Source organism: Bradyrhizobium agreste, assembly GCF_016031625.1.
In the GTDB taxonomy this organism is placed as follows: Bacteria; Pseudomonadota; Alphaproteobacteria; order Rhizobiales; family Xanthobacteraceae; genus Bradyrhizobium; species Bradyrhizobium agreste.
Map to the genome: position 1 here is coordinate 124,177 of NZ_JACCHP010000007.1, position 24,625 is coordinate 148,801.

Annotated in this window: 27 protein-coding genes, 1 pseudogene and 1 riboswitch; of the genes and pseudogenes, 18 read left to right on the forward strand and 10 right to left on the reverse strand. The window is 65.6% G+C overall.

Annotated features, from left to right (window positions below):
• Positions 1 to 75 precede the first annotated feature (75 nt).
• Positions 76 to 702, forward strand: a complete 627-nt coding sequence (locus tag HZZ13_RS12145) for a hypothetical protein (RefSeq protein WP_197959833.1) — start codon at positions 76 to 78, stop codon at positions 700 to 702.
• Between the two features lie 194 nt (positions 703 to 896).
• Positions 897 to 1,850, forward strand: coding sequence for a ribose-phosphate pyrophosphokinase (locus tag HZZ13_RS12150; RefSeq protein ID WP_197953679.1), 954 nt, complete (start codon positions 897 to 899; stop codon positions 1,848 to 1,850).
• A 115-nt stretch (positions 1,851 to 1,965) separates the two neighbouring features.
• Here the strand turns inward: HZZ13_RS12150 and HZZ13_RS12155 are convergent, their stop codons facing one another.
• Positions 1,966 to 2,526 (reverse strand): 6,7-dimethyl-8-ribityllumazine synthase, encoded by a 561-nt coding sequence (locus HZZ13_RS12155; RefSeq protein WP_197959834.1) that lies wholly within the window; start codon positions 2,524 to 2,526, stop codon positions 1,966 to 1,968.
• 77 nt (positions 2,527 to 2,603) lie between these two features.
• A riboswitch (FMN riboswitch) is annotated at positions 2,604 to 2,762 on the reverse strand.
• A 387-nt stretch (positions 2,763 to 3,149) separates the two neighbouring features.
• Here HZZ13_RS12155 and HZZ13_RS12160 point away from each other — a divergent pair.
• Together HZZ13_RS12160 and proC are read left to right on the forward strand one after the other, a co-directional pair.
• Entirely contained in the window at positions 3,150 to 3,650 is a 501-nt protein-coding gene (locus HZZ13_RS12160; RefSeq protein ID WP_197959835.1) for a type III secretion system chaperone family protein, read from the forward strand.
• A 197-nt stretch (positions 3,651 to 3,847) separates the two neighbouring features.
• Positions 3,848 to 4,675: a pyrroline-5-carboxylate reductase gene (gene proC / locus HZZ13_RS12165; protein ID WP_197959836.1), complete on the forward strand. Its 828-nt coding sequence runs from the start codon at positions 3,848 to 3,850 to the stop codon at positions 4,673 to 4,675.
• Between the two features lie 126 nt (positions 4,676 to 4,801).
• Here proC and HZZ13_RS12170 read toward each other — a convergent pair whose 3' ends face one another.
• From HZZ13_RS12170 to HZZ13_RS12190, 5 genes and pseudogenes are all read right to left on the reverse strand, one after another.
• Positions 4,802 to 5,197, reverse strand: a complete 396-nt coding sequence (locus tag HZZ13_RS12170; protein WP_197959837.1) for a thioesterase family protein — start codon at positions 5,195 to 5,197, stop codon at positions 4,802 to 4,804.
• Between the two features lie 112 nt (positions 5,198 to 5,309).
• Positions 5,310 to 5,519 (reverse strand): annotated as a pseudogene (locus HZZ13_RS12175) (tautomerase family protein); the annotation flags it as partial.
• A 151-nt stretch (positions 5,520 to 5,670) separates the two neighbouring features.
• A complete protein-coding gene (hisS, locus tag HZZ13_RS12180) occupies positions 5,671 to 7,185 on the reverse strand; it encodes a histidine--tRNA ligase (protein WP_197959839.1) in 1,515 nt (504 codons plus the stop codon).
• A gap of 140 nt (positions 7,186 to 7,325) precedes the next feature.
• The gene (locus HZZ13_RS12185; RefSeq protein ID WP_197959840.1) at positions 7,326 to 7,850 is read right to left on the reverse strand and encodes a YegJ family protein; all 525 of its coding nucleotides are present in this window, start codon (positions 7,848 to 7,850) and stop codon (positions 7,326 to 7,328) included.
• A 236-nt stretch (positions 7,851 to 8,086) separates the two neighbouring features.
• On the reverse strand, positions 8,087 to 9,169 hold the full coding sequence (locus tag HZZ13_RS12190; RefSeq protein ID WP_197959841.1) for a branched-chain amino acid aminotransferase: 1,083 nt from the start codon (positions 9,167 to 9,169) through the stop codon (positions 8,087 to 8,089).
• Positions 9,170 to 9,506: 337 nt separating this feature from the next.
• On the opposite strand from HZZ13_RS12190, the gene HZZ13_RS12195 reads away from it, so the two are divergent.
• From HZZ13_RS12195 to HZZ13_RS12205, 3 genes are read left to right on the forward strand one after another with little or no spacing between them, the layout of a single operon-like run.
• Entirely contained in the window at positions 9,507 to 10,049 is a 543-nt protein-coding gene (locus tag HZZ13_RS12195; RefSeq protein WP_197959842.1) for a MarR family winged helix-turn-helix transcriptional regulator, read from the forward strand.
• Positions 10,046 to 10,774, forward strand: coding sequence for a response regulator (locus HZZ13_RS12200; protein ID WP_197959843.1), 729 nt, complete (start codon positions 10,046 to 10,048; stop codon positions 10,772 to 10,774). Before HZZ13_RS12195 ends, HZZ13_RS12200 begins: the two co-directional genes overlap by 4 nt.
• 18 nt (positions 10,775 to 10,792) lie before the next feature.
• Entirely contained in the window at positions 10,793 to 12,181 is a 1,389-nt protein-coding gene (locus HZZ13_RS12205; RefSeq protein ID WP_197953660.1) for an ATP-binding protein, read from the forward strand.
• A gap of 185 nt (positions 12,182 to 12,366) precedes the next feature.
• Here HZZ13_RS12205 and HZZ13_RS12210 read toward each other — a convergent pair whose 3' ends face one another.
• Positions 12,367 to 12,897: a DUF3617 domain-containing protein gene (locus HZZ13_RS12210; protein WP_197959844.1), complete on the reverse strand. Its 531-nt coding sequence runs from the start codon at positions 12,895 to 12,897 to the stop codon at positions 12,367 to 12,369.
• Positions 12,898 to 12,942: 45 nt separating this feature from the next.
• A complete protein-coding gene (locus HZZ13_RS12215; RefSeq protein WP_197959845.1) occupies positions 12,943 to 13,251 on the reverse strand; it encodes a hypothetical protein in 309 nt (102 codons plus the stop codon).
• 184 nt (positions 13,252 to 13,435) lie between these two features.
• Between HZZ13_RS12215 and HZZ13_RS12220 the strand changes: the two genes are divergently transcribed.
• The 4 genes from HZZ13_RS12220 (at position 13,436) to HZZ13_RS12235 (ending at position 16,236) form a co-directional block, all read left to right on the forward strand.
• Positions 13,436 to 13,897 carry a hypothetical protein gene (locus HZZ13_RS12220; RefSeq protein ID WP_197959846.1) on the forward strand — a complete coding sequence of 154 codons (462 nt, stop codon included), beginning with the start codon at positions 13,436 to 13,438 and terminating at the stop codon, positions 13,895 to 13,897.
• A 117-nt stretch (positions 13,898 to 14,014) separates the two neighbouring features.
• Positions 14,015 to 14,707 (forward strand): ribonuclease T2 family protein, encoded by a 693-nt coding sequence (locus tag HZZ13_RS12225; RefSeq protein ID WP_197959847.1) that lies wholly within the window; start codon positions 14,015 to 14,017, stop codon positions 14,705 to 14,707.
• A gap of 188 nt (positions 14,708 to 14,895) precedes the next feature.
• Positions 14,896 to 15,756: a 23S rRNA (adenine(2030)-N(6))-methyltransferase RlmJ gene (locus HZZ13_RS12230; RefSeq protein WP_197959848.1), complete on the forward strand. Its 861-nt coding sequence runs from the start codon at positions 14,896 to 14,898 to the stop codon at positions 15,754 to 15,756.
• 264 nt (positions 15,757 to 16,020) lie between these two features.
• On the forward strand, positions 16,021 to 16,236 hold the full coding sequence (locus HZZ13_RS12235; RefSeq protein ID WP_008544396.1) for a cold-shock protein: 216 nt from the start codon (positions 16,021 to 16,023) through the stop codon (positions 16,234 to 16,236).
• Between the two features lie 69 nt (positions 16,237 to 16,305).
• Here the strand turns inward: HZZ13_RS12235 and HZZ13_RS12240 are convergent, their stop codons facing one another.
• Complete coding sequence (locus HZZ13_RS12240; RefSeq protein ID WP_197959849.1) at positions 16,306 to 16,929, reverse strand: outer membrane protein; 624 nt, start codon at positions 16,927 to 16,929, stop codon at positions 16,306 to 16,308.
• A 248-nt stretch (positions 16,930 to 17,177) separates the two neighbouring features.
• Here HZZ13_RS12240 and uvrC point away from each other — a divergent pair, with 248 nt between their 5' ends.
• The 7 genes from uvrC to HZZ13_RS12275 all read left to right on the forward strand — a co-directional run bounded on the left by uvrC (position 17,178) and on the right by HZZ13_RS12275 (position 23,448).
• Positions 17,178 to 19,235, forward strand: a complete 2,058-nt coding sequence (gene uvrC / locus HZZ13_RS12245; protein ID WP_197959850.1) for an excinuclease ABC subunit UvrC — start codon at positions 17,178 to 17,180, stop codon at positions 19,233 to 19,235.
• A 97-nt stretch (positions 19,236 to 19,332) separates the two neighbouring features.
• Positions 19,333 to 19,950 carry a CDP-diacylglycerol--glycerol-3-phosphate 3-phosphatidyltransferase gene (gene pgsA, locus HZZ13_RS12250; protein ID WP_172788771.1) on the forward strand — a complete coding sequence of 206 codons (618 nt, stop codon included), beginning with the start codon at positions 19,333 to 19,335 and terminating at the stop codon, positions 19,948 to 19,950.
• Entirely contained in the window at positions 19,947 to 20,198 is a 252-nt protein-coding gene (moaD, locus tag HZZ13_RS12255; protein WP_157286520.1) for a molybdopterin converting factor subunit 1, read from the forward strand. Before pgsA ends, moaD begins: the two co-directional genes overlap by 4 nt.
• A gap of 4 nt (positions 20,199 to 20,202) precedes the next feature.
• Entirely contained in the window at positions 20,203 to 20,670 is a 468-nt protein-coding gene (locus HZZ13_RS12260) for a molybdenum cofactor biosynthesis protein MoaE (protein WP_197959851.1), read from the forward strand.
• Entirely contained in the window at positions 20,670 to 21,629 is a 960-nt protein-coding gene (gene prmB, locus HZZ13_RS12265) for a 50S ribosomal protein L3 N(5)-glutamine methyltransferase (protein ID WP_197959852.1), read from the forward strand. The genes HZZ13_RS12260 and prmB overlap by 1 nt, the downstream gene beginning before the upstream one ends.
• 92 nt (positions 21,630 to 21,721) lie before the next feature.
• On the forward strand, positions 21,722 to 22,306 hold the full coding sequence (locus HZZ13_RS12270) for a phage holin family protein (RefSeq protein WP_197959853.1): 585 nt from the start codon (positions 21,722 to 21,724) through the stop codon (positions 22,304 to 22,306).
• Complete coding sequence (locus HZZ13_RS12275; protein ID WP_197959854.1) at positions 22,306 to 23,448, forward strand: YihY/virulence factor BrkB family protein; 1,143 nt, start codon at positions 22,306 to 22,308, stop codon at positions 23,446 to 23,448. The genes HZZ13_RS12270 and HZZ13_RS12275 overlap by 1 nt, the downstream gene beginning before the upstream one ends.
• Positions 23,449 to 23,509: 61 nt before the next feature.
• Here HZZ13_RS12275 and HZZ13_RS12280 read toward each other — a convergent pair whose 3' ends face one another.
• Complete coding sequence (locus tag HZZ13_RS12280; protein ID WP_197959855.1) at positions 23,510 to 24,349, reverse strand: class I SAM-dependent methyltransferase; 840 nt, start codon at positions 24,347 to 24,349, stop codon at positions 23,510 to 23,512.
• Between the last annotated feature and the right edge of the window lie 276 nt (positions 24,350 to 24,625).

Here is a 24,625-nt window from a genome sequence, read left to right on the forward strand (position 1 = left end):
ACGGTGCGTAGACGTGGCCTGTGTCGCTCCTGCCCTAGACCTTAATCGATTTTAACGATATCGCTGCCCTCCATAATGAGGGACGCGTCATTCATCCTGGGCCGTGCGGGTTCGCGCGTGCTGGCGGTCATGCTGCTGGCGGCAGCGGCCGCGCTTGGCGGCTGCGCCGGTGGCGGCAGTGCCGCCAACTCCTATGCGATGGCGCCGAGCGCCGGCGGCGGGGCCACGGTCGCCTTCGAATCGATCGACGGGCCGCCGCCGCAAGTGTTCGACCGCATGGTCGGCGTGCTCGACAGCGAATCCAAGCTGCGCAACCTGTCCGTGGTCTCCCGCGAGGGCACGGCTGCCTATCGCGTGCGCAGCTACCTCTCCGCCCAGGTGGTGCGCGGCAGGACCGTGATCGCCTGGGTCTGGGACGTCTACGACGCGAACCAGCAGCGGGCGCTGCGCCTCTCCGGCGAGGAACCGACCGCGGCCAAGGGCGGCCGCGACGCGTCACGTGATGCTTGGACGGCCGCCGACGACCTCGTGCTGCGGAAGATCGCCCAGGCCGGATTCAGCGGACTTTCCAACATGATCAACGGAACGCCGGATGCCCCTGGCGCGGCTCCTTCGTTGCGGGGACCGGCGGTGGCAAGCGTCGTCAAGGACGCTCCCGCGCCTGATATGCCGGCATCAGTGCTTGGCTATGCCGCGCCATAACCCCCGCTAAACCACGGCCTCAAGTTGCGGCCAAGCCGTTGGCCCGACTCAGGATTTTCAAAGGGAAAACGTAGCATCCCGGGTTGCCATTGCGGCCTTCCGCCTGATATTTCCTCGCCCGTCGTAACCGTGCTGCCAGCGGGTATTTTCTGATGTTGAAGGTCGTATCCAGCAAAGCGCGGGAGGAAGCGTCCATGTCGGCCAAAAACGGCTCCATCAAGCTCGTCGCCGGCAACTCCAATCCGGCCCTCGCCCAGGCGATCGCGCAAGGCCTAGACCTGCCGCTGACCAAGGCGGTGGTGCGGCGCTTCGCCGACATGGAGATCTTCGTCGAGATCCAGGAGAACGTCCGCGGCTCGGATGCCTTCATCATCCAGTCGACCTCGTTCCCCGCCAACGACCATCTGATGGAATTGCTCATCATCACCGACGCGCTGCGCCGCTCCTCGGCGCGCCGTATCACGGCGGTGCTGCCCTATTTCGGCTACGCCAGGCAGGACCGTAAGTCCGGTTCGCGCACGCCGATCTCGGCCAAGCTCGTCGCCAACATGATCACGCAAGCCGGCGTCGACCGCGTCATGACGCTCGACCTGCATGCCGGCCAGATCCAGGGCTTCTTCGACATCCCGACCGACAACCTCTTCGCCGCGCCGCTGATGGTGCGCGACATCAAGGACAAGTTCGACCTGACCAAGACGATGGTGGTCTCGCCCGACGTCGGCGGCGTGGCCCGCGCGCGCGGCCTCGCCAAGCGCATCAACACCCCGCTCGCGATCGTCGACAAGCGCCGCGAGCGGCCGGGCGAGTCCGAGGTCATGAACGTGATCGGCGACGTCTCCGGCCACACCTGCATCCTCGTCGACGACATCGTCGATTCCGGCGGTACGCTGGTGAATGCGGCCGATGCGCTGCTCGCCAAGGGCGCCAAGGACGTCTACGCCTACATCACCCACGGCGTGCTCTCCGGCGGCGCGGCCGCCCGCATCGCCGGCTCCAGGCTGAAGGAGCTCGTGATCACCGACTCGATCCTGCCGACCGAGGCGGTGACCAAGGCGCCGAACATCCGCACCCTGCCGATCGCCAGCCTGATCTCGGATGCGATCGCGCGCACGGCGGCGGAAGAGTCGGTGTCGAGCCTGTTCGACTGACACCGTCATTCCGGGGCGGCGCGCCAGCGCCGAACCCGGAATCCATCCTGCAGCAATTTCTTGTCGATCAATGGATTCCGGGTTCGCGCTTCGCGCGCCCCGGAATGACCATTGCCTACCACACGATCCCCGCGGCGACCTGGCCACGCAGCCGCTCCAGGCCGTGCAACGTCTCCGCGCAGGCGGTCGCGACCTCGACGCCCTTGATCGCAAAGTGCTTGCGGAAGAAGTCGTAGTGCACCTCGGTCTCGTGGAATTGCTGCGGCGTGAGCACGGCTGAGAACACCGGCACCTCCGTGCGCAGCTGCACGTCCATCAGCGCCTTGATCACGGTGTCGGCGACGAATTCGTGGCGGTAGATGCCGCCGTCGACGACGAGGCCTGCCGCGACGATCGCGGTGTAACGCCGCGTCTTGGCGAGGACCTGCGCGTGCAGCGGGATCTCGAACGAGCCCGGCACCTCGAACACGTCGACATGGGTGAGGTGGCGGGCTTCCGCCTCCTTCATGAAGGCGATGCGGGCTTCCGCGACCACGTCGCGGTGCCAGCAGGCCTGCACGAAGGCCACCCGCTGCGGCTTGGCGAAGCGCGGATGCGAAGGTGCCGGGTCCGCGGGAACCGGCGGCGGCTGTATGTGGGACGTTTCGGTTTGGGGGTCTTGCAGCATCTGATTCATGGCTTTCCTCGGTTTAAGGACCAGAATCAGGGCACACGGAACGACAAACAGCCGCACCTCGCGATGCGTCTGCCAGCGACCGTTCTCTTTCATCCGGACTTTAACCGTCGGCTTCGGAGTTGCACCGAATCTGCTGACCCTTCCCTTCGGGAGACCCCTCACGGAAGGCGCTCGCGGGCTTGGGCCTTGCGGCCCTTACCGCCGGTGGGGACTTTCACCCCGCCCTGAGAACATCGGCCGTCCGGGATGAACGGCCTGACTGGAAATATGCCGCCGCCGGGCAGTCGCGGCAAGCGTGTTCCGCATGGGTAAGGCGCATGGTCCCATGCCCGCACGGCGGTCCAGCGCTCGCCTGGCGGAATTTGCGCTGAGCGCCTTTTTGCCGAATCCGATTCCGGTTTGTTCTCGTCCGTTAAGAATTGTGGCGGAGATGAGCTGTGGACGAACGAGTCCTGGCTTGTGGACGGACTCGCGACCCCGTTGCGCAGATTCCGCAAATCACATCACTTGATCCGCGACAGGCCCGCGCTGATCCGAGGGAACGCGACAGCGACATTGAGGGAGCGTGCCGGGCCGACCGCGTGCGTATCAAAGACAACAAGAAGGCAAGAGGTCGAGACGGCATGTCCCTGCTCGAAGGCACTATCGATTCCAGAAACCATCCGCTCGCGGTGGTCGAGGACATCGCCGCCAGCAACAACTGGCCGTTCGAACGTTCCGGCGAGGACGAGCTCACGATTGTCTCCAAGGGGCAATGGACCGACTACCAGCTCTCCTTCACCTGGATGGGCGAGATCGAGGCGCTGCATCTGGCCTGCGCCTTCGACATGAAGATTCCGCTCGCGCGCCGCAGCGAGGTGCAGCGGCTCGTCGCCTCCGTGAACGAGCAGCTCTGGGTCGGCCATTTCGACCTGTGGACCAACACCGGCATGGTGATGCACCGCCAGGCCTTGGTGCTGCCGGGCGGCCTCACCGCTTCGCCTGCGCAATGCGAAGTCATGCTCGCCGGCGCCATCCATGCCTGCGAGCGCTACTTCCCCGCGTTCCAATTCGTGGTGTGGGCCGGCAAGACCACCGCGGAGGCGATGGACGCGGCGATGTTCGATACAGTGGGGGAGGCGTAAGGCCTCCCAAGACGTGAGGGGCGCTGCTCCCTCCCCACGTCATCCCGGACAAGCGCGCCCAAAGCGCCGATCCGGGATCCATGCCGCGTGATGTCGCTTGTGGCACGCGGCTTGTTGCCAACACCTCGATCCACTAGAACCGCCTGTGGTTATGGGTCCCTTCTTCGCAGGGACGACATCTTGCTTGGGCGATCACAGTGGCAACCAACAACCCTCTCCAAAACATCACCGGCACAATCCTGCTCGCCGGCGCCGGCAAGATGGGCGGCGCGATGCTGACCGGATGGCTTTCGGGCGGGCTCGACCCGCGCCGCGTCGCGGTGATCGAGCCGCACCTTGCGCCGGAGATCTCCGCGCTGGCCGCCAAGGGCGTCGTGCTCAATCCTGATGTGAGCACCGCCGGCGCTGTCGAGACACTGGTCGTGGCGGTGAAACCGCAGATGTTCCGAGAGGCCGGCGCCAGGCTGAAGCCGTTCGTCTCGGACAAGACCTCGGTGGTCTCGATCATGGCGGGCACCACGATCGCCGCGCTCCAGGAGGTCTGCGGCGGCGCCGTGGTTCGCGCGATGCCGAATACGCCGGCCGCGATCGGCCGCGGCATCACCGTCGCGGTCGCGGCGAACGACGTCAGCGCCGCGCAGCGCGCGGTCGCGGATGCGCTGCTGCGCGCCACCGGCTCGGTCGAATGGGTCGAGGACGAAGGATTGATGGACGCGGTCACCGCCGTGTCCGGCTCAGGGCCGGCCTATGTGTTCCTGCTCGCCGAAGAGCTCGCCCGCGCCGGTGTCGAAGCGGGATTGCCCGAAGCGCTCGCGACCAGGCTCGCCCGCGAGACCGTCGCCGGCTCCGGCGAGCTGCTGCACCAGTCGGAGCTTCCCTCCGCGACGCTGCGCCAGAACGTCACCTCGCCCGGCGGCACGACGGCCGCAGCGCTCGGCGTGCTGATGGGCGAGCCGGGCCTGCGCGATCTCATGATCCGCGCCGTGGCGGCGGCGACGCAGCGGTCGAAGGAATTGGCGAAGTAGTTGATCCTCATGGTGAGGAGGCGCGAAGCGCCGTCTCGAACCATGAAAGGCCCGGCTCTCTCCCGCGGCCATCCTTCGAGACGGCGCTTACGCGCCTCCTCAGGATTAGGACAGAGCAAGCGGAAGCTACGTCGCCCCGAGCCGCTTGTTGAACATCTCGACATTGACGAGCCCGCGCGCGTGGCGGCCTTCGCCGAGCTTGCGCGTGCCCTCGAAGGCCTCGACCTCGAAGCGGATGACGCGGCGCTCGACCGCGACCACCTTTGCGGTGGTCCGCACCTTCGCGCCGACCAGCGCGGCGGCAAGATGGCGGATGTCGACTTCGGTACCGACAGTGACCCAGCCCGGCTGCAGCGCTGAGCGGATCGCATCGCCCGATGTCATCTCCATCTCCAGGATCATCATCGGGGTCGCGTAGACAAACGGCATGCCCGGCACGAAATGCCCGACCGTGCGCTCCATCGGCACCAACAGCGTGCGCTCGGCGCTCATGCCTGTTGTGATGAAGTCGCGTGCGTCCATGGAGCTTGCCCGTCATTCCGGGGCGGCGCGTAGCGCCGAACCCGGAATCCAGAAGTTTGCGGCACGAGATTCCGGGTTCGCGCTTCGCGCGCCCCGGAATGACGCTAACGCGTCACTTCTTCGCCGCCGCCGCCGCGCGCTCCACGAAGGTCTTGCCGCCCTTCATCTTGTGGCGGAGCGGGGCTTCGTTGATCTGAATGACGACGGCCTCGGCATCGACGCCGAGATTCTTCACCAGCGCCTGGGTGATGTCGCGCATCATGCCGGCCTTCTGCTCGTCGGTGCGGCCTTCGGCCATGCTGATGGTGATCTCAGGCATTTTTCTCTCCCTGCTCGTCGTTGATCATCCATTGTCATTGCCGGGCATAGTAGTCTGCTCTTGCAGACTGCGTAAACTTGTCTGCACCCGGCAATCCATCATTTTGAAGATGGATGCGCGGGTCAAGCCCGCGCATGACGATCGAGGCGAATAGCTAGCCCCAGCTCACGTCATGGCGGGCCAGAACCTCGCGCACTTTCGCGACGAGGTCCGCTTCGCTGCACGAGAACTGTGCCGGCCGGGTCTCGCGCCATTCCTGGTTGGAGGCGATCGCAGCGGCCGCCTTGGCGCCCTCGATCAGATCCTTGACCTGCACCTCGCCGCGCGCCTTCTCATCCGAGCCCTGGATGATGACGCAAGGTGAGTTGCGGCGATCGGCATATTTGAGCTGGTTGCCCATGTTCTTGGGATTGCCGAGATAGAGCTCGGCGCGGATGCCGGCGGTGCGCAAGCTCGCGACCATCTTCTGGTAGTCGGCGACGCGGTCGCGGTCGAACACGGTAACGACGACAGGCCCGAACTCGGGCCGCGTGTCGAGCTTGCCGAGCAGCGTCAACGCGGCCTGCAGCCGCGACACGCCGATCGAGAAACCGGTCGCCGGCACCGGCTCGCCGCGGAAGCGCGAGACCAGGCCGTCATAACGGCCGCCGCCGCCGACGGAGCCGAAGCGCACCGGGCGGCCCTTCTCGTCCTTGGTGTCGAGCAACAGTTCGACCTCGTAGACGGGGCCGGTGTAGTATTCGAGCCCGCGCACGACGGATGGATCGATCTTGATGCGATCCGCACCATAGCCCGACGCCGTGACCAGTTTTGCAATCTCTTCCAGCTCGCTAACGCCGGCCTGACCAACCTCGCTCTTGGCGAGATAGGTCTCTGCCGCGTCGATTGCTTCTTTCCAATCCTCGCGCGGCCTGGTGATGGCGAGAACGACGTCGGCTTCCGCCGCGCTCAAATTGGCGCCTTTGGTGAAGTCGCCCTTGCCTTCCTCGCCACCGTCCCAGCGGCCGGGACCAAGCAGCTTGCGCACCTCGTCCGCGGAAAACTTGTCGAGCTTGTCGATCGCGCGCAGCACGGTCAGTCTGCGCGCGGCATTTTCCTCACCCGCCAGGCCAATGGCTTCCAGAACGCCGTCGAGCACCTTGCGATTGTTCACCTTCACCACATACTGGCCGCGCGCAATCCCGAGCGCCTCCATCGTGTCCGCCGCCATCATGCAGATCTCGGCGTCCGCCGCCGGCGTCGCCGAACCCACGGTGTCGGCATCGAACTGCATGAACTGGCGGAAGCGGCCGGGGCCGGGCTTCTCGTTGCGGAACACGTAGCCGGCGCGATAGCTGCGATAGGGCTTCGGCAGCGTGTCGAAATTCTCGGCGACGTAGCGGGCGAGCGGCGCGGTGAGATCGTAGCGCAGGCTGATCCACTGCTCGTCGTCGTCCTGGAACGAGAACACGCCCTCGTTCGGCCGGTCTTGATCCGGCAGGAATTTGCCGAGCGCGTCGGTGTATTCCATCGCCGGCGTCTCCACCGGCTCGAAGCCGTAGAGCTCGTAGACGGCGCGGATCTTCTCGACCATCTCGCGCGTCGCCCGGATCGCGGCAGGATCGCGATCCTCGAGCCCGCGCGGCAGGCGCGCCTTCAGTTTCTGGGGTTTTTTGGGTTTCTCGGCCATGCGCGGCGTTTACCAGCCGGCGCGGGAGGCGGCAACGGGTGTTAGAGCACGACGTCATTCCGGGGCTCGCGAAGCGAGAACCCGGAATCTCGAGATTCCGGGTCTGGTCCTTCGGACCATCCCGGAATGACGGCCTATATTTACGGCTGCTCCATTCGCGCCCGGAGCGCGTCGGCATCGGCTTTCGGCATGGATTTGAGCAGCGGCTTGATGGTTTCGCCGCCGACGATCTTGCCGTTGCGCATGAACATCCAGTCCGAGATGTCGGCCTCTGTGAACTTGACCGGGTCGCCTGCGTGTTTGCCCGGCAGATCGCGCGGCTCGTTGGCGAACAGGCCCGAATAGGTCCCGCCGGGCTGCTTCTTCAGCTCGCCGATCCAGATGTGCTCGCCGCCCTTGCGGGTCGTGAAGTGTACCTTCAGGGCGTGTCCGGTCTCGGACGGCTTTGGCGATTCATAGGAGGTCCAGAAGGTGGAGAGCGTCGCGCGAGCCCGCGCGATCGCCGCGTTCATCTCGGGATCGCCGGTGCGCACGTCGACGATAGGCGAGCGGTCCTGCGCTGCGACCTCGCGCGTCGGGCCGATGGTCAGGATGCCGAAAACGGAAGCGCCGGTGATGGCGGCGAGAACGACCCATTTCATGGGTTGGGAGAGTTTCATTGCCATGATCGCGATGTCCAGGCGCGTTGATGCGTCCTGGCTTTGTCGCGGCATCGTGGCGAGGCGTTCATGGCGCACTTACCCTCCCCTGGAGGGGGAGGGTCGGCGCACATGGAGCGAAGCGGAATGTGCGACGGGGTGGGGTGATCTCTCCTCGCGGGCACTGCCCGACTGGAGAGATCACCCCACCCCGCTCGCGCTTCGCGCGATCGACCCTCCCCCTCCAGGGGAGGGTAAGGGGATCAAAACACCTTGCGGATCCAGTTGTGCGGATCGTTGGTGCGGCCGTACTGGATGTCGACGAGCTGCTTGCGCAGGCCCATGGCGACGGGGCCGGCGGCGCCGCCCGAGATCTCGAAGTCGCCGCTGACCGAGCGCACCTTGCCGATCGGCGAAATTACGGCGGCGGTGCCGCAGGCGAAGGCTTCCTTCAGCCTGCCGCTCGCCGCATCCTTGCGCCATTGCTCGAGCGAATAGGGCTCCTCGCGCACGGTCTTGCCGGCGTCGCGGGCGAGCGTGATGATGGAGTCGCGGGTGATGCCGGGCAGGATGGTGCCGAGCGGCGGCGTCGACAGCGAGCCGTCGTCGAACACGAAGAAGATGTTCATGCCGCCGAGCTCCTCGATGTAACGGCGCTCGACCGCATCGAGGAAGACGACCTGATCGCAGCCGTGCTGGATCGCTTCGGCCTGGGCGCGCAGGCTGGCGGCATAATTGCCGCCGCATTTGACCGCGCCGGTGCCGCCGATCGCGGCGCGCGTGTAGTTCTCCGACACCCAGATCGAGACCGGCGCAGGCCCGCCCTTGAAGTAGGAGCCGACGGGCGAGGCGATCACCGCAAAGATGTATTCGGACGACGGCTTGACGCCGAGGAAGGTCTCGCTCGCGATCATGAACGGGCGCAAATAAAGGCTGCCCTCGCCGCCCGGCATCCAGGCGCGGTCGATGCGCACGATCTGCTCGACCGCCTCGATGAAGACGTCTTCGGGCAACTGCGCCATCGCCATGCGCTCGGCCGAGTCCTTGAAACGCCGCGCATTGGCGTCGGGACGGAACAGGTTCACGCCGCCATCGTCGCGCTTGTAGGCTTTCAAGCCTTCGAAGATCTCCTGGGCGTAGTGCAGGACCGCGCCGGCGGGATCGATTTGGAAGTTGGCGCGCGCCTCGATCTTCGCCTCGTACCAGCCGCCCTTGGCCTGGTTGTAGCGGACGACCGCCATGTGATCGGTGAAGACCCGCCCGAAGCCGGGATCCACCAGCTTGGCGACACGGTCCTTCTCAGGCGTCGGATTGGATGCGGGCTGGATGTCGAATGTCATGCTCATGTCCTTGCCTCCCGCTGCCGGTGGCGGCGCTGTTGCTCGCGCCCGCCTGCCCGTTCGGGCCCGGCTGGCTTGATTGGTTTCTGGCCGGACCGCCGCCAGCCATGTTACGGCCGGTTTCCGCGGCCAGCATGTCGGGCAGGACATGCTTTTGCGGAAGGCGGAAGTCCAGTATGTTTTGCCGAAATGCCGCTCGACAATCGCACGGTAGATCTGCTTCGGCCGTCGCCGCCTGTCCGGCTCTCTCCGGCCGTCCCTGCTACGATCCACCCGGCGCGAAACGATCTAAAATTTCGTGCGGGTCGATCGTTTTGTAACATTGAACCCAAGATACGTCAATATGCCTGACATAAATTTCGCAGCCTCTCCTCCTGACGTCGCCGAATCTCGGCCCGCCGCGTCGGACGGAGGCAATTTGCGCTGGGATATCATCGAGCTGCTGTTCTTCGCCTATCGCGATTTCGTCGGCGATCCCGACCAGGAGCTGGAGGCGTTCGGCTTCGGTCGGGCCCACCACCGGGTCATGCACTTCGTCTACCGCTATCCCGGGCTGAAGGTCGCCGACCTGCTCGACGTCCTGCGCATTACAAAACAGTCGCTCGGCCGGGTGCTGAAGCAGCTCCTGGACGAGGGCTATATCGTGCAGAAGACCGGCGACAATGACCGTCGCCAGCGCCTGCTCTACGCGACGCCGAAGGGCGAGGCGCTGGTGCAGAAGCTCGCCGGGCTGCAGACCACGCGGATCACCAGGGCGCTCGCGGAGATGGCTCCGCAGGACGCCGAGACAGTCAAGCGCTTCCTGCGCGCGATGATCGACCGCGACGATCCGGACAAGGTGCTCGAGACGATCTTCGCTTCCGTCAACCAAGACGCCAAGGAGTGACCGTGCCGCTCGCCACGCTCGCCCGCCCGCCGGTGCAACCGGCCGACGATGCCCCGCATCTGCTGCTGGTCGATGACGACCGCCGCATCCGCGACCTGCTCTCGCGCTTTCTCGCCAGCGAAGGCTACCGCGTCACCACCGCGGCGAGCGCCGCCGATGCGCGCTCGAAGCTGCTGGGCCTGCATTTCGATCTCCTGATCCTCGACGTCATGATGCCCGGCGAGACCGGCTTCGACCTCGCCCGCTTCATCCGCACCTCGTCGTCGGTGCCGATCGTGATGCTGACGGCGCGCCACGAGGCGGAAGCCCGCATCGAGGGCTTGCAGATCGGCGCCGACGATTACGTGGCAAAACCGTTCGAGCCGCGCGAGCTTGCGCTGCGCATCAACAACATTCTCAAGCGCGCCGCGCCGCCGCCGCAGGCCACGACGATCGAGAAGATCGCCTTCGGCCCCTATGTCTACCATCTCGAACGCGGCGAATTGCGCCAGGGCGAGGAGGTCATCCACCTCACCGACCGCGAGCGCGAGATGCTGCGGATTCTCGCGGAGACGCCGGGCGAGACCGTGCCGCGCAGCGCGCTGACCGGCAATGGCAGCGTCAACGAGCGCGCCGTCGACGTGCAGATCAACCGTCTCCGGCGCAAGATCGAGACCGATCCTGCCAATCCGCTGTTCCTGCAGGCGGTGCGCGGCATCGGCTACCGCCTGGTGGCCTCGCCATAAATCAGTGAAGCGCGCCAGATGAGCACGATCGATACCGGCCTGACGCTTCTGAAGAGCGCCGCCGGCCGCGTCTCGGCCGCGAACGGCTGGATGGGCAACGCGTTCAAGGGCTGGATGCCGACCGGCCTCTACGCCCGCGCGCTGCTCATCATGATCGTGCCGATGGTGATCCTGCAATCGGTCGTCGCCTTCGTGTTCATGGAGCGGCACTGGAACACGGTGACGCGCCGCCTGTCGGCCGCGGTGGTGCAGGACATCGCCGCGCTCATCGACGTCTACAAGGGCTATCCGCAGGACCGCGATCGCGACCAAATCCGCCGCATCGCCCAGCAGCGCCTCGGCCTAGTCGTGGACTTTCTTCCTGCCGGCGACATGCCGCCGCCGGGACCAAAACCGTTCTTCTCGCTGCTCGACCAGACGCTGTCGGTGCAGCTTGGCCGCCAGATCGGCCGCTCGTTCTGGATCGACACGGTGGGCCGCTCCAACCTGGTCGAGATCCGCATCCAGCTCGACGATGCCGTGATGCGCGTGTTCGCGCAGCGCAGCGCCGCCTATGCCTCGAACTCGGAGATCTTCCTGTTCTGGATGGTCGGCACATCCTCGATCCTCTTGATCGTCGCGGTGCTGTTCCTGCGCAACCAGATCAAGCCAATCCTGCGCCTTGCCGATGCCGCCGAGAGCTTCGGCAAAGGCCGCGAGGCGCCGAACTTCCGCCCCAGAGGCGCGCGCGAGGTGCGGCGCGCGGCGGTCGCCTTCCTCGAGATGAAGTCGCGCATCGAGCGCACGATGGAGCAGCGCACCGCGATGCTCGCCGGCGTCAGCCACGATCTGCGCACCATCCTGACCCGCTTCAAGCTCGAGCTCGCACTGATCGGCGACAGTCCCGAGCTTGAAGGCATGCGCAAGGACGTCGACGAGATGTCGATGATGCTGGAGGATTACCTCGCCTTCGCGCGCGGCGATTCCGGCGAGCAGTCGCAACCGACCGACATGGCGCAGGCGCTCGAGGAGCTGCGCAGCGACGCCGAGCGCCACGGCCATACCGCGACCGTCGCGTTCAACGGCCTGCCCGTGGTGACGGTGAAGCCGGCTTCGTTCAAGCGCTGCCTCGCCAACCTCGTCACCAACGCCGCGCGCTACGGCAAGAACATCGCCATCACCGGCCAGCGCGATCACCGTTATCTCACCGTCACAGTCGATGACGACGGCCCGGGCATTCCCGCGCACTTGCGCGAAGAGGTGTTCAAGCCATTCCTGCGGCTGGACAACGCCCGCAACCAGGACGAAGGCGGCACCGGCCTGGGCCTTGCCATCGCCCGCGACATCGCCCGCTCGCATGGCGGCGACATCACGCTGGGTGACAGCCCGATGGGGGGATTGAGGGCGAGCGTGCGAATACCGGTGTAGCTGTCGTACTTCACCTCTCCCCGCTTGCGGGGAGAGGTCGGATCGCTCTTACGATCCGGGTGAGGGGGTACAGGCCTCTCGGCATTTTTCGCGTGCGGAGAGAGGCCCCTCACCCCAACCCTCTCCCCGTAAGAACGGGGCGAGGGAGCGCACCGATTTCCGCGCGCTACGAACTCAAGACGCACCTACTTCGGCAGCAGCGCCTTCAGCTTGTCCATGTCGCGCGTGTTCATCTTGAAGCCGCCGGGCATGACGATGTCGCCGGGCTTCTGATCCGGCTTGCAGGCTCCGAGCCACTTGGCTTGCAGCGTCGTGGTGCTATCGCGCCCGGCCGTGCCGGCGACGCCACCTTGCGCATGCGAGGTCGTTTTCACCGTGTAGGCCGAGTTGAAATCGCCAGTGATTTCGGCATGCGAGGTCGTGCTGACGCCGGCGACGCTGCACTCGGAATCGCTGACATAGCCGGTCGCAGTCTTCTTGATCTCCTGCTTGGCGCAGATCTGCTTGGCCATTGGAGAGACGTTGTTGCTCATCTCCTTGTCGACGGTCTCGTCGGTGCAATGCTGCATGGTCATCTCGGGCACGGGCGAGCCTGATGTGACCAGCTTCATCTCCCACAGTCCGGCCTTGCGCACCGGCAGTTCGTCCGCGCTGGCGCTGCCTGCCGACAACGCGAGGCAAAGCATCGAGCCGAGCAAAGCGAGTTTGCGCGTCATGTCGAAGACTCCCGGCTGAGAGACGTGCGGCGCTACGACAGCGCCTCAGTACAGCGTGCGGATCGGCCGATCGGCGGCACCATAGGGCACCCAGCGGCAGGCGAACGAGACGTAGCCGCCCTCATAGGCCTGCACGCCCAGGAATTTCGCGACCTTGCCGTAGCGGGCGCAGTGATCGACCGCGACCTGACGCGCATCGACCTGGGTCGCCATCGAATAGGCGATGATGCCGCCGGTGTCGTTGCCCTTGAACGGCGGCACCGGAGCAAAGATGTCGGCGCGCGCCGACTGGCTCGCCATCATGCCCGAGACAACCAGGCTGGCAAGAAGGCCCGCGGCCGCAATGATTCGCATTCCCGTCACTCCAATTGGCTGGAGCCAGTTTACGGTGCCGGGACGGACGTGAAAAGAACCGAACCCCTGTTGGCCGCGACATCCTGGTCAAGTCCTGGCGAAGTGTTGCCGCGCTGCACTTGACCCGCCCCGACCTTCGCGGCACCGTCCGACCTTCGCAAGATCTTAGCTGCCCGGATTGACCATGCCCGCCCCCTCCCAGAAATCGCTCCGCTTTGCCGCCGTGCTCGGCCTCATGTTCGGAGCACTGTCGCTCGGCGAGGCCAGGGCTGCCAATCCGCTCGAGCTGAATTTCTGGCTGAGCGGGCCGCGTTATGACGGCACTGTGGCCGATTGCGACCGGGCGCTGCCGACGATCGCCACCCAGTTCTGGGAAAAAGAAAGCTCGTTCTGGAATTCTCCGCTGAAGATCACCGGCTTCTCCGCCGTTCGCGAGGTCGCATTCAGGCCCTGGCAGTCCGATAACATTCCGCGCCGCTATTGCACGGCTGACGCCATGCTCACCGACGGCAAGGTGCGCAAGGTGCATTTCTCGCTGATCGAAGACGGTGGCTTTGCCGGTTACGGCAACGGGGTGGAATGGTGCGTGGTCGGGCTCGACCGCAACTGGGCCTATAACCCGGCCTGCCGGGCCGCCAAGCCCTGACCTGAAGCCGCTGATTCGGGCTGATCAGCCAGCCGACGACTGCAGCTCCAATTTTGTTCTTGAAATGTTCCCGCCGCCTGCTAGGCTGTACGCACAGTCTAGTTGAGGGGCGTTGCCATGTTTTACTCCAGATTGCGTTCGTTGTCCCGCCTGATGATCTCGCTGACCCTCGCTGCGGGGTTGGCCACCCTCGCCGGCGCTGCGAAGGCGCAGGACAAGCGGCAGAACGCACCTGGCGAGTTCGACTTCTATGTCCTGTCGCTGTCGTGGTCGCCCTCGTTCTGCGAGGAAGCAGCCGAACGCGGCGGCCGGTCCCAGATGCAATGCGGCGGACGGCCCTACGCCTTCGTGGTGCATGGGCTGTGGCCGCAATATGAGAACGGTTTTCCGGAATATTGCCAGCGGCCGGCGCCGCGGCTGAACCGCAACATCGTCTCCTCGATGCTCGACCTGATGCCGGCGCCGGGCCTGATCTTCAACGAGTGGGACAAGCACGGCACCTGTTCCGGCCTCGAGGGCCGCGCCTATTTCGAGATGATCCGCAAGGCGCGCGCCGCGATCAAGATTCCCGCCGAATATCTCGATCTGTCGCAGGCCAAGACGGTGGCGCCGGTGGAGATCGAGGAGGCCTTCATCAAGGCCAATCCGGGTCTCAGCAATGCCGCCGTCTCGGTCACCTGCAACCGGACACGGCTGTCCGAGGTCCGCATCTGCCTCAGCAAGGACCTGCAATTCCGCGCCTGCGATGAGATCGAGCGCCGCGCCTGCCGCCGCGACCAGGTGACGATGCCGCCGATCAGGGGCGGGTAGACACGCTCTCGTGTCCGGGATGCAGCGCGATCGCCGCGAACCGCGGCGTAGTGCGCTGCTGATCCGGGGCCCATTACGCTAAAGAGCTGGGTCCCGGCTCAGCGGCGCAGCGCTACGCGCTGCACCGCGTCCGGGACACGAGATTGTACCTCTTTGCTCAACCCATCACGTGGCGTAGTGCTCTTGCCATGAACTACCGCCACGCCTTCCACGCCGGCAGCTTTGCCGATGTCATCAAGCACATCGTGCTGGCGCGCATCCTCACTTATCTGCAGGACAAGCCGGCGGCGTTCCGCGTCATCGACACCCATGCCGGCGCCGGCCTCTACGATCTCGACAGCGACGAGGCGCGCCGCGGCGGCGAATGGCTGACCGGCATTGCGCGGCTGCTGCAGGCGCGCCTGTCGAACGAGAGCGCGGCGCTGGCGAAGCCCTATCTCGACATCGTCCGCGCCTTCAATCCGAAGGGGGAGCTCAACGTCTATCCGGGCTCGCCGTTGATTGCGCGCGGCCTGCTCAGGCCGCAGGACCGGCTCGTCGCCTGCGAGCTCGAGCCGAAGGCACGGAAAGCGCTGATCGACGCGCTGCGCCGCGACGAGCAGGCCCGCGTGGTCGATCTGGACGGCTGGGTGGCGCTACCGGCCTTCGTGCCGCCGAAGGAGCGGCGCGGCCTCGTGCTGATCGATCCACCCTTCGAGGCCAAGGACGAGTTCGAGCGGCTCGGCGAAGCCTTCTCCGCGGCCTTCGCGAAATGGCCGACCGGTATTTACGTAATCTGGTATCCCGCCAAGAACCGGCGGGCCACCGACACGCTGGCGCAAACCCTGGCGCGGCTCGCAGCTGCAGCAAAGCCGCCCGGAAAATGCCTGCGCCTCGAATTCAGCGTCGCGCCGCAAGCCGACAGCGCCGGCCTCACCTCCACCGGGCTCCTGATCGTCAACCCGCCCTATACGCTGCACGGCGAGCTCAAGACCATTCTGCCGGAGCTGGAAATACCGCTCGGCCAGGGTGGGGCTGCCAGATTCCGATTGGAGGTGCCCAAGCCTTAACGCCAGGCCGTAACACTCCGGCATTCTTGGGAAAAATATGCAGGACCGGTAGTCAATCTGCAAAGAACCGTATTATGCTATTTCTGTGACTGGCTTTACGTTCCGCTTCCGCGAATGGTTGCGGCGGAGTGAAGGCCCTAAGAAAGATCCCGCCGGACCGATCGGTCCGTCCAAGGATGGCCAGCTCCCGGGCTCCGTAAGGCCCGGTCATGTCGCGACGTGAGTCTGCGTCGCGGCGGAGGAGCAATGAGGGGGAGTTTCCCGATGGCCATGACGGGAACGGTCAAGTTCTTCAACGGCGAGCGCGGCTACGGCTTCATCAAGCCTGATGACGGCGGTCGCGATGTCTTCGTTCACATCACCGCTGTGGAGCGGGCGGGACTGAAGGACCTTGCCGAAGGACAGCGCATTACTTTCGAAGTCGAACCGGACAAGAAGGGGAAGGGACCGAAGGCGGTCAATCTGGTGATCCTCTCCTAGCCCTGGCGCGAAAAAAAATCCCGGCCGCGAGCGGCCGGGAGGCTGGTCCGGTATTTTCTTCTTTGGATGTCAGAAGTGATAGTTCACGCCTGCGCGGACGACGCTGGCGCTATAGCCGTTTGACACGCCCGTAATTGCGAACTGGCTGGTCGACAGATCGATGTAGAGATATTCGAGCTTGGCGCTCCAGTTCGGCGCGAGGCCGACTTCCGCACCGGCACCGATGGTCCAGCCTGCGGTGGTGTGCGACTCCGTCCAGCCGAAGGTCTGCGCCCGCAGCTCGCCGAAGGCGAGACCGGCGGTGCCGTAGAACAGCACGTTGCTGAACGCATAGCCGGCGCGGCCGCGCAGGGTGCCGAACCACGGATTGGAGAATTTCCACGGCGCAAAGGTGTCATCGGCGCCGGCGGCCTGGATATCACCTTCGACGCCGAACACCCACGGGCCGTTCTGGAAATTGTAGCCGGCTTGCACACCGCCGACGAAGCCGGACGGCTTGGTGGGGTTGTTGTCGACCGAGCCCCATTCATAGCCGATGTTGCCGCCAAGATAGGGACCCGCCCAGCTATAGGCATTGAGCGGCTGATTGACGGTATAGGGCGCACGCTGCCCGTAATTGAGATCGGCGGCCTCTGCCGAAGCTGTCCAGCCGGCTGCAACCAACGCGGCTGCGCCCACAACGAGCCCCTTCATCACTCACTCCAACGCAACTATCGCAACCCGAGCGATGCCTGCGCCGCCGCGCGAGCAAAACCGCATGGTTACGGAACCAAGAGCTTTTCGCGCAGGATTTATCGAGAGTTTTAAGTTAAAGGGCTGTTAAGTCGGGTTACCGCCCGCTTAACAGACTTAAGGAAGCGTTACCGGGAACTGGCTCGCATCTGTGCGGGCCGCATTGGCCGGAACTTCAAATCGGCAGCCTCAGCGCCTAAATTCGCCCCATGGTTCACGATTCCTCCGACAATCCGGACGACCGCGCGCGCAAGTCGCCGGCTGCTGCGAGCGACGCGCCGCCCGAGCAGCTGGCCGCGCCGGACGTCGATCCCGCGGCGGCAGGCGGCGATGACGAGGACGACGCCCTGCTGCCGGACATCCTGGAAGAGAGCGACGCCGTCGGCGAAGGCCCGCTGGCGACCGGTCACGAGGCGATCGAGCGCGCGGTCCGCCTCGCGCCGACCTCGCCCGGCGTCTACCGCATGCTCAATGCGAACGCCGACGTGCTCTATGTCGGCAAGGCCAAGAACGTCAAAAAGCGCCTATCCAGTTATGCGCGCCAGAGTGCGCCGCTGCCTGCGCGCATCCTGCGCATGATCGCGGCCACCGTCACGGTGGAGATCGTCTCGACCACGACCGAGACCGAGGCGCTGCTGCTGGAAGCCAACCTGATCAAGCAGCTGCGGCCGCGCTTCAACGTGCAGCTGCGCGACGACAAATCGTTTCCCTACATCCTGATCACCGGCGACCATTGGGCGCCGCAGATCCTTAAGCATCGCGGTGCGCAGACCCGGCCCGGGCGCTATTTCGGCCCGTTCGCCTCCGCCGGCGCGGTCAACCGCACCATCACGGCGCTGCAGCGCGCGTTTTTGATCCGCTCCTGCACCGATTCCTTCTTCGAGAGCCGCACCCGGCCCTGCCTGCTCCACCAGATCCGCCGCTGCGCCGGGCCCTGCACCCGCGAGATCGATTTCGGCGGCTATGCGACGCTGGTGCGCGAGGCGAGCGACTTCCTCTCCGGCAAGAGCCATGCGGTGAAGCAGGAGCTCGCCGGCGAGATGGAGAAGGCCTCGAACGAGCTCGAATTCGAGCGCGCCGCACTGTACCGCGACCGCCTCGCCGCGCTGTCGGCGATCCAGTCGCAGCAGGGCATCAATCCGCGCACGGTGGAGGAAGCCGACGTGTTCGCCATCCACCAGGAGGGCGGCTTCTCCTGCGTCGAGGTGTTCTTCTTCCGCACCGGACAGAACTGGGGCAACCGCGCCTATTTTCCGCGCGCGGAGAAGAGCTTTACGCCGGAGGAAGTGCTGGGGTCCTTCCTGGCCCAGTTCTACGATGACAAGCCGCCGCCGAAGAACATCCTGCTCTCGCACGAGATCGAGGAGAGCGAGCTGCTCGCCAACGCGCTGTCGATCAAGGCCGGCCACAAGGTCGAGGTCACCGCGCCCAAGCGTGGCGAAAAGAAAGAGCTCGTCACCCACGCGCTGACCAATGCCCGCGAGGCGCTCGGCCGCAAGCTTGCGGATACTGCGACGCAGAGCCGGCTGCTCGAGGCCATGGCCGCGACGCTGGGCCTGCCGCACGTGCCCAAGCGCATCGAGGTCTACGACAACAGCCACATCCAGGGCACCAACGCGGTCGGCGCCATGATCGTCGCGGGCCCCGACGGTTTCGTGAAGAACCAGTACCGCAAGTTCAACATCAAGTCGGAAGGGCTGACGCCCGGCGACGACTACGCCATGATGCGCGAGGTGCTGGAGCGCCGCTTCAAGCGCCTGATCAATCCGCCTGAGGACGCCGCCACCAAGGCCAAGGATGACGATTTCCCGCAATGGCCCGACCTCGTGATCATCGACGGCGGCCGCGGCCAGCTCAACGCCGTGCGCGAGATCTTCGCCAATCTCGGCCTGACCCAGGTGTCGCTGATGTCGGTCGCCAAGGGACCGGACCGGGATGCCGGCCGCGAGACCCTGTTCATGCCGGAGCGCGAGGCGATCAAGCTGGAGCCGCGCGATCCCGTGCTCTATTTCATCCAGCGCCTGCGCGACGAAGCCCACCGCTTCGTCATCGGATCGCACCGCAAGCTGCGCAAGAAGGACATCCGCGAGGCCGGCTTGCAGGAGATTCCGGGCATCGGCCCGTCACGCAAACGTGCCTTGCTGCATCATTTCGGGACCCTGAAGGAAATCGAGCGGGCCTCGATCGCCGATCTCGGCAAGGTTCCGGGGGTCAGCGCCGAGAGCGCCCGCAGGATTTTCGAGTATTTCCATCCCCAGCCGGGGTGAACTAAATGGGGACCGCAGTCATATGGTCGTCGTATCCCCCATCTCATTTGGGAGCGGAACGGTTGACCTTCAGGCTCGAGCGGTATTGGTAGGACGGATGAACATCGCCACGACACGAGGGACCACCAGCCGCGCGATGTCCCTCCCCAACATCCTGACCTATGGCCGGATCGCCGCGATCCCGGTCGTGGTCGGATGCATCTATGCGCAGTCGATTCTGGATCAGCCGCTCTGGCTGCGCTGGCTCGCGGTCGCCATTTTCATCGCCGCAGGGGTGACCGATTACCTCGACGGCTATTACGCGCGGATCTGGAATCAGCAATCGGCATTCGGCCGCATGCTCGATCCGATCGCCGACAAGCTGCTGGTCGCCTCCTGCCTGTTGATGCTCGCCGCGGACGGCATCATTCACGGCTGGTCGCTATGGGCCGCCATCGTGATCCTGTGCCGCGAGATCCTGGTCTCGGGGCTGCGCGAATATCTGGCTGCGCTCCGTGTCAGCGTGCCCGTGACCAAGCTGGCGAAGTGGAAGACCACCGTCCAGCTGGTCGCGATCGGGTTCCTGCTCGCGGGACCTGCCGGCGACGAGGTCGTGCCTGTCGTCTCGATGATCGGCCTCGCGCTGCTCTGGGCTTCGGCGATCCTCACCATGTACACCGGCTACGACTACTTCCGCGCCGGCATCCATCACCTCATCAAGGAGGACGAGGGATGAAGGTGAAGTATTTCGCCTGGGTGCGCGAGCGCGTCGGCAAGGCCGAAGAGACGATCGAGCCCCCCGCCAGCGTGCGCACCGTCGAGGAGCTGATCGCCTGGCTCTCCGGCCAAAGCGAGGCTTATGCGCATGCGTTCGAGAAGCCGAAGGTGATCCGCGCCGCGATCGACCGCGCTCACGTCAAGCAGGACGCCGCGATCGCAGGCGCCCGCGAGATCGCGTTCTTCCCGCCCATGACCGGCGGCTAGGCTCATGACCTGCCCCGTCACCATCCGCATCCAGGAAGACGATTTCGACATCGCGCGCGAGATCTCGGTCCTGACGAGCAGCCGGACCGATATCGGCGCTGTGGTGAGCTTTTCCGGCATCTGCCGCGCCGACGAGGACAGCGCCAAAGTTGCCGCGCTGACGCTCGAACATTATCCCGGCATGGCCGAGGAAGAGATCAGGCGCCACGCCGACGAAGCCATGGCGCGCTGGCCGCTCGACGGCATCACGGTGATCCACCGCGTCGGCCGCCTCATGCCGGGCCAGAACATCGTGCTGGTGGTGACCGCCTCGCAGCACCGACAGGCGGCGTTCGCGGCGGCCGAGTTCCTGATGGACTATCTCAAGACCAGCGCGCCGTTCTGGAAGAAGGAAGAGAGCGCCACCGGCACCGGCTGGGTCGAGGCCCATGCCCGTGACGACGAAGCCGCCGCACGCTGGACCAAATCCTGATGGCCAAAGTTACGAAAAAGACCGCGCGCGGCCGCGCCGCGCCGAAGCTCGCGAGGGTGGGACCCGGCGAGCTTCTCACGCTGCTCGACTTCGTCCGCTATGCCGTGAGCCGCTTCGTCGAGGCCAAGCTCGCCTTTGCCCACGGCACGACCGATCCGGTGGCGGAAGCCGCGTTCCTGGTCTGCGAGGCGCTGCACCTGCATCCTGAGCAGCTCGATACCTTTGCCAACGCGCGCGTCACCGCCGCTGAAGGCAAGGGCATCCTCGATCTCATCCATCAGCGCGTCACGACGCGCAAACCGGCCGCCTATCTCGTCAACAAGATCTACATGCGGGGCCTGCCCTTCTATGTCGACGAGCGCGTCATCGTTCCGCGCTCCTTCATCGGCGAGCTCCTGGAGTCGCATTTCGGCGCCGACGGCGAGGCCGGATCGCTGATCGACGACCCGACGGCGGTCGAGCGCGTGCTTGATCTCTGCACGGGCTCGGGCTGCCTTGCGATCCTCGCCGCGCATCATTTCCCGAACGCCACCGTCGACGCGGTCGACATCTCCAAGGGCGCCCTCGAGGTCGCGGCGCGCAATGTCGGCGAATACGCGCTCGAGGACCGCATCAGCCTCTATCGCGGCGACCTGTTCGCCCCGCTCGGCGGCAAGAGATACGACCTGATCATCTCCAATCCGCCCTACGTCGATGCCGAGGGCATGGCCGCATTGCCGCCGGAATGCCGGGCCGAGCCGAAGCTTGCCTTCGACGGCGGCGCCGACGGTCTCGACGTGGTGCGCCGGATCCTGCGCGATGCGCCCGATCACCTGACGGCGGATGGCGGGCTGATCTGCGAGATCGGCCGCGGCCGCGAGCTGGTCGACGAGGCCTTTCCGGAACTGCCGCTGCTCTGGCTGGACACCGAAGATTCCGAGGGCGAGGTGTTCTGGATCGCAGCCGCCGATCTCGGCTGATTCATCGTGGCCGATCACGCCTCTTCGGAACAAGTCAAATATCGCCACGTTCATCCCCCGACGAATTTTCTAATTCTTGGGAGGATGTCCGCATGCTCGCGCCATCGGGCGAATTGCTGCGCGCCGGGATGGCGCTCAAGCTCAATCACGTCAAACGCGCTGCTCAATCCTATCTGCGTGACCAGACCAGCCAGGCAACGGGCAAGGTGACATCTTACGCGGTGGCTGGCGGGCTGTTCGCGGTCGCCGGCCTGTTCGTGATCGCGGCATTTTTCGTCGGGCTGATCGCCTTGTACCGCTGGGTCGGGATCACCTACGGGCAATTCTGGGGATTTGGCGCCGTTGCCGCAGTGCTGCTGGTGCTGGCTGCGATCTGTGCCGGGGTGGCGATGGCTCAGATGAGACGCAAGGCCAAGCCGGTGGTGCCGCTCGCGAGCCGCCTACGCGTGGCGGTTGCCACGCCCCGGATCCCGAGGGGAACGGTCAAGGAGGCGGTGAAGGAGGTCGCAACGACAATTCCCCTCGCGCCGCTCGCACCCGGCGAGCGCGGCGGCATCAAGACCTGGCCGGCCCGCGCCAACCGTCCCGTGCAGCTCGGCCTGATGCTCGCGGCGGTCGGCCTGGTCGGGCTGACGGCCGCCCGGCGGAGACGCAACAGGCACAGTCTGGAGGCGTGATGCTGGCGCGGCGCTCCGACCAGATCGACTCCCGGATCGATTCCTGGCTGCTGGTCGCGGCGACGGCCGTGTTCGTGCTGACCGCGGAGCGGTACTTTCAGGAATCGGCCCTGGCGAGGCCGGGGCCTCCGCAAGACCATCGCAACGGCGAAGCGAATTCCCCGGAAACGCACCCGGCCGGTGCGGCGATGCAGCCGGGCCGCGGCCGCCGGGCGAAAAGCCCGCTCGAGATCCCCTGGGTGGGCTGGAAGGATATCTTCTGGCGCACCTATCAGCGCATCGACGAGGACCGCTTGCTCGCGACGGCGGGCGGCGTCGTCTTCTTCGGGCTGCTCGCGCTGTTCCCCGCAGTCACCGCGCTTGTCTCCTCTTATGCCCTGTTCGCCGATCCCGCCACGATCAGCGCCAACCTGCAGACGCTTGCGACCATGCTGCCCGAGGGTTCGTTCCAGATCGTGGAGGACCAGGTCGCGCGCGTGGTGTCGAACGGCAATACGACGCTCGGCGTCACCTTCCTGGTCGGCCTGCTGCTTGCGATCTGGAGCGCCAATGCCGGCGTCAAGGCGATCTTCGACGCCCTCAACGTCGCCTATGAGGAACGCGAGAAGCGCAGCTTCATCCGGCTGAACATGGTCTCGCTGGCCTTCACCGTCGGCGGAATCGTGGCGCTGCTGTTGATGGTGGGAGCCGTCGTCGCCTTCCCGCTTGCGCTCAACCATCTCGGCATGGCGCCGGAAAGCAAGCTGATCGTGGCACTGGCACGATGGCCGCTGCTGTTCGTCATCCTGCTGGTCGCACTCGCCATCCTCTACCGCTTCGCGCCCAGCCGCGACGCGCCGCGCTGGCAATGGCTGAGCCTCGGCGCCGTGACGGCCGCGATCCTCTGGATCGCAGGCTCTGCCCTGCTGTCCTGGTATCTCTCGGAATTCGCCAATTACAACGCGACCTACGGCTCGCTGGGCGCGGCGATCGGCCTGATGATGTGGATGTGGATGTCGGCGATCGTCATCATGTTCGGCGCCGAGCTGAATTCGGAGATCGAGCGGCAGACGCTGAAGGACACGACCACAGGGCAGCCGAAGCCGCTCGGCACCCGGGACGCCGTCTCCGCCGACACGGTCGGCGCGGCTGCGCCATTTTAATCGGCCGGTTGATTTGGCGGCGGTCAGGCCCGAGGCCGGCCTGACCGCATCTCGGGCGCGATCAGCGCTTGGTGATCACGGCTTCCAGATATTCGCTGTGCACCACGATCGTGCCGTCATTGGCGTGGTTGAACTCTTCGAGCAGCGCCAGGAGATCGCGCGTCAGCGCGGCCTGCCCGTTCGCGTCGAGCGCAGCAAACGCCTTCAGCGTGGGGCCGTAGAAGGTCTTGAAGATGTCGAGCCAGTGGTCCGGCGAGCGATAGCGGAACACGAACATGCGCGGCTCGGCGGCGATATCCGCAGCCACGGCGCCGAACATCTCCTCGAGCCGTGCCGTCGTGCCCCACATCGCGGGCGATTTCACCCCCGCCGGCGGCGGCAAGTACTTGCCGATGGTCTTGAACAGCTGGCCGATGAAGCCTTGCGGCGTCCAGTTGGCAAGGCCGATCTTGCCGCCGGATCTGCAGACCCGCGCGAGCTCGGAAGCGGCCTTGTCCTGATCCGGTGTGAACATCACGCCGAAAGTCGAGAGCACGACGTCGAAGGCGGCATCCGCAAACGGCAGCGCCTCGGCATCCGCCTCGCGGAACTCGACGGCGAGGTGTTCGGCCATGGCGCGCTCGCGCCCGCGTTTGAGCAGCTCCGGCACGTAGTCGGTCGATGTGACGTCACACCAGCGCCGCGCCGCCGCCAGCGTCGCATTGCCGTTGCCCGCCGCGACGTCCAGCACCTTGCTGCCGGCGCGCAAGTCGATGGCCTCACAGAGCTGTTCCCCGACGATCTGCAAGGTGGTGCCGACCACGGCATAATCGCCCGAGGACCAGGCACCGTGCTGGCGCTGTTTGACGGCGGCAAGATCGGGTTGGGAGGCGGCTGGCTTGAGCGCGGCGGATGTCGACATGGCAATCTCCTGCGGTTGAAAACGCCGGGACGATAGGGCGCATGCGGCTCGCTGGCCTTGAGGGCGGCATGATTTTCCGCTGAGAGCGTCTTGATTTCCGCATTGGGGCGGAGGCCGTGGGAGGTTTCGCAGCCGCTGCCTGGAAAGCTCTCGGCGGCGGACGGACCGGGCTGCGAAACAGCCACTATCCCCTCGAATCAACAATGATGTTAGGCTCATCGATGCTTGGGAAGCATCAGGCGTCACGGAGTCGAGCGCGACCCGTGTTTTCCCGAG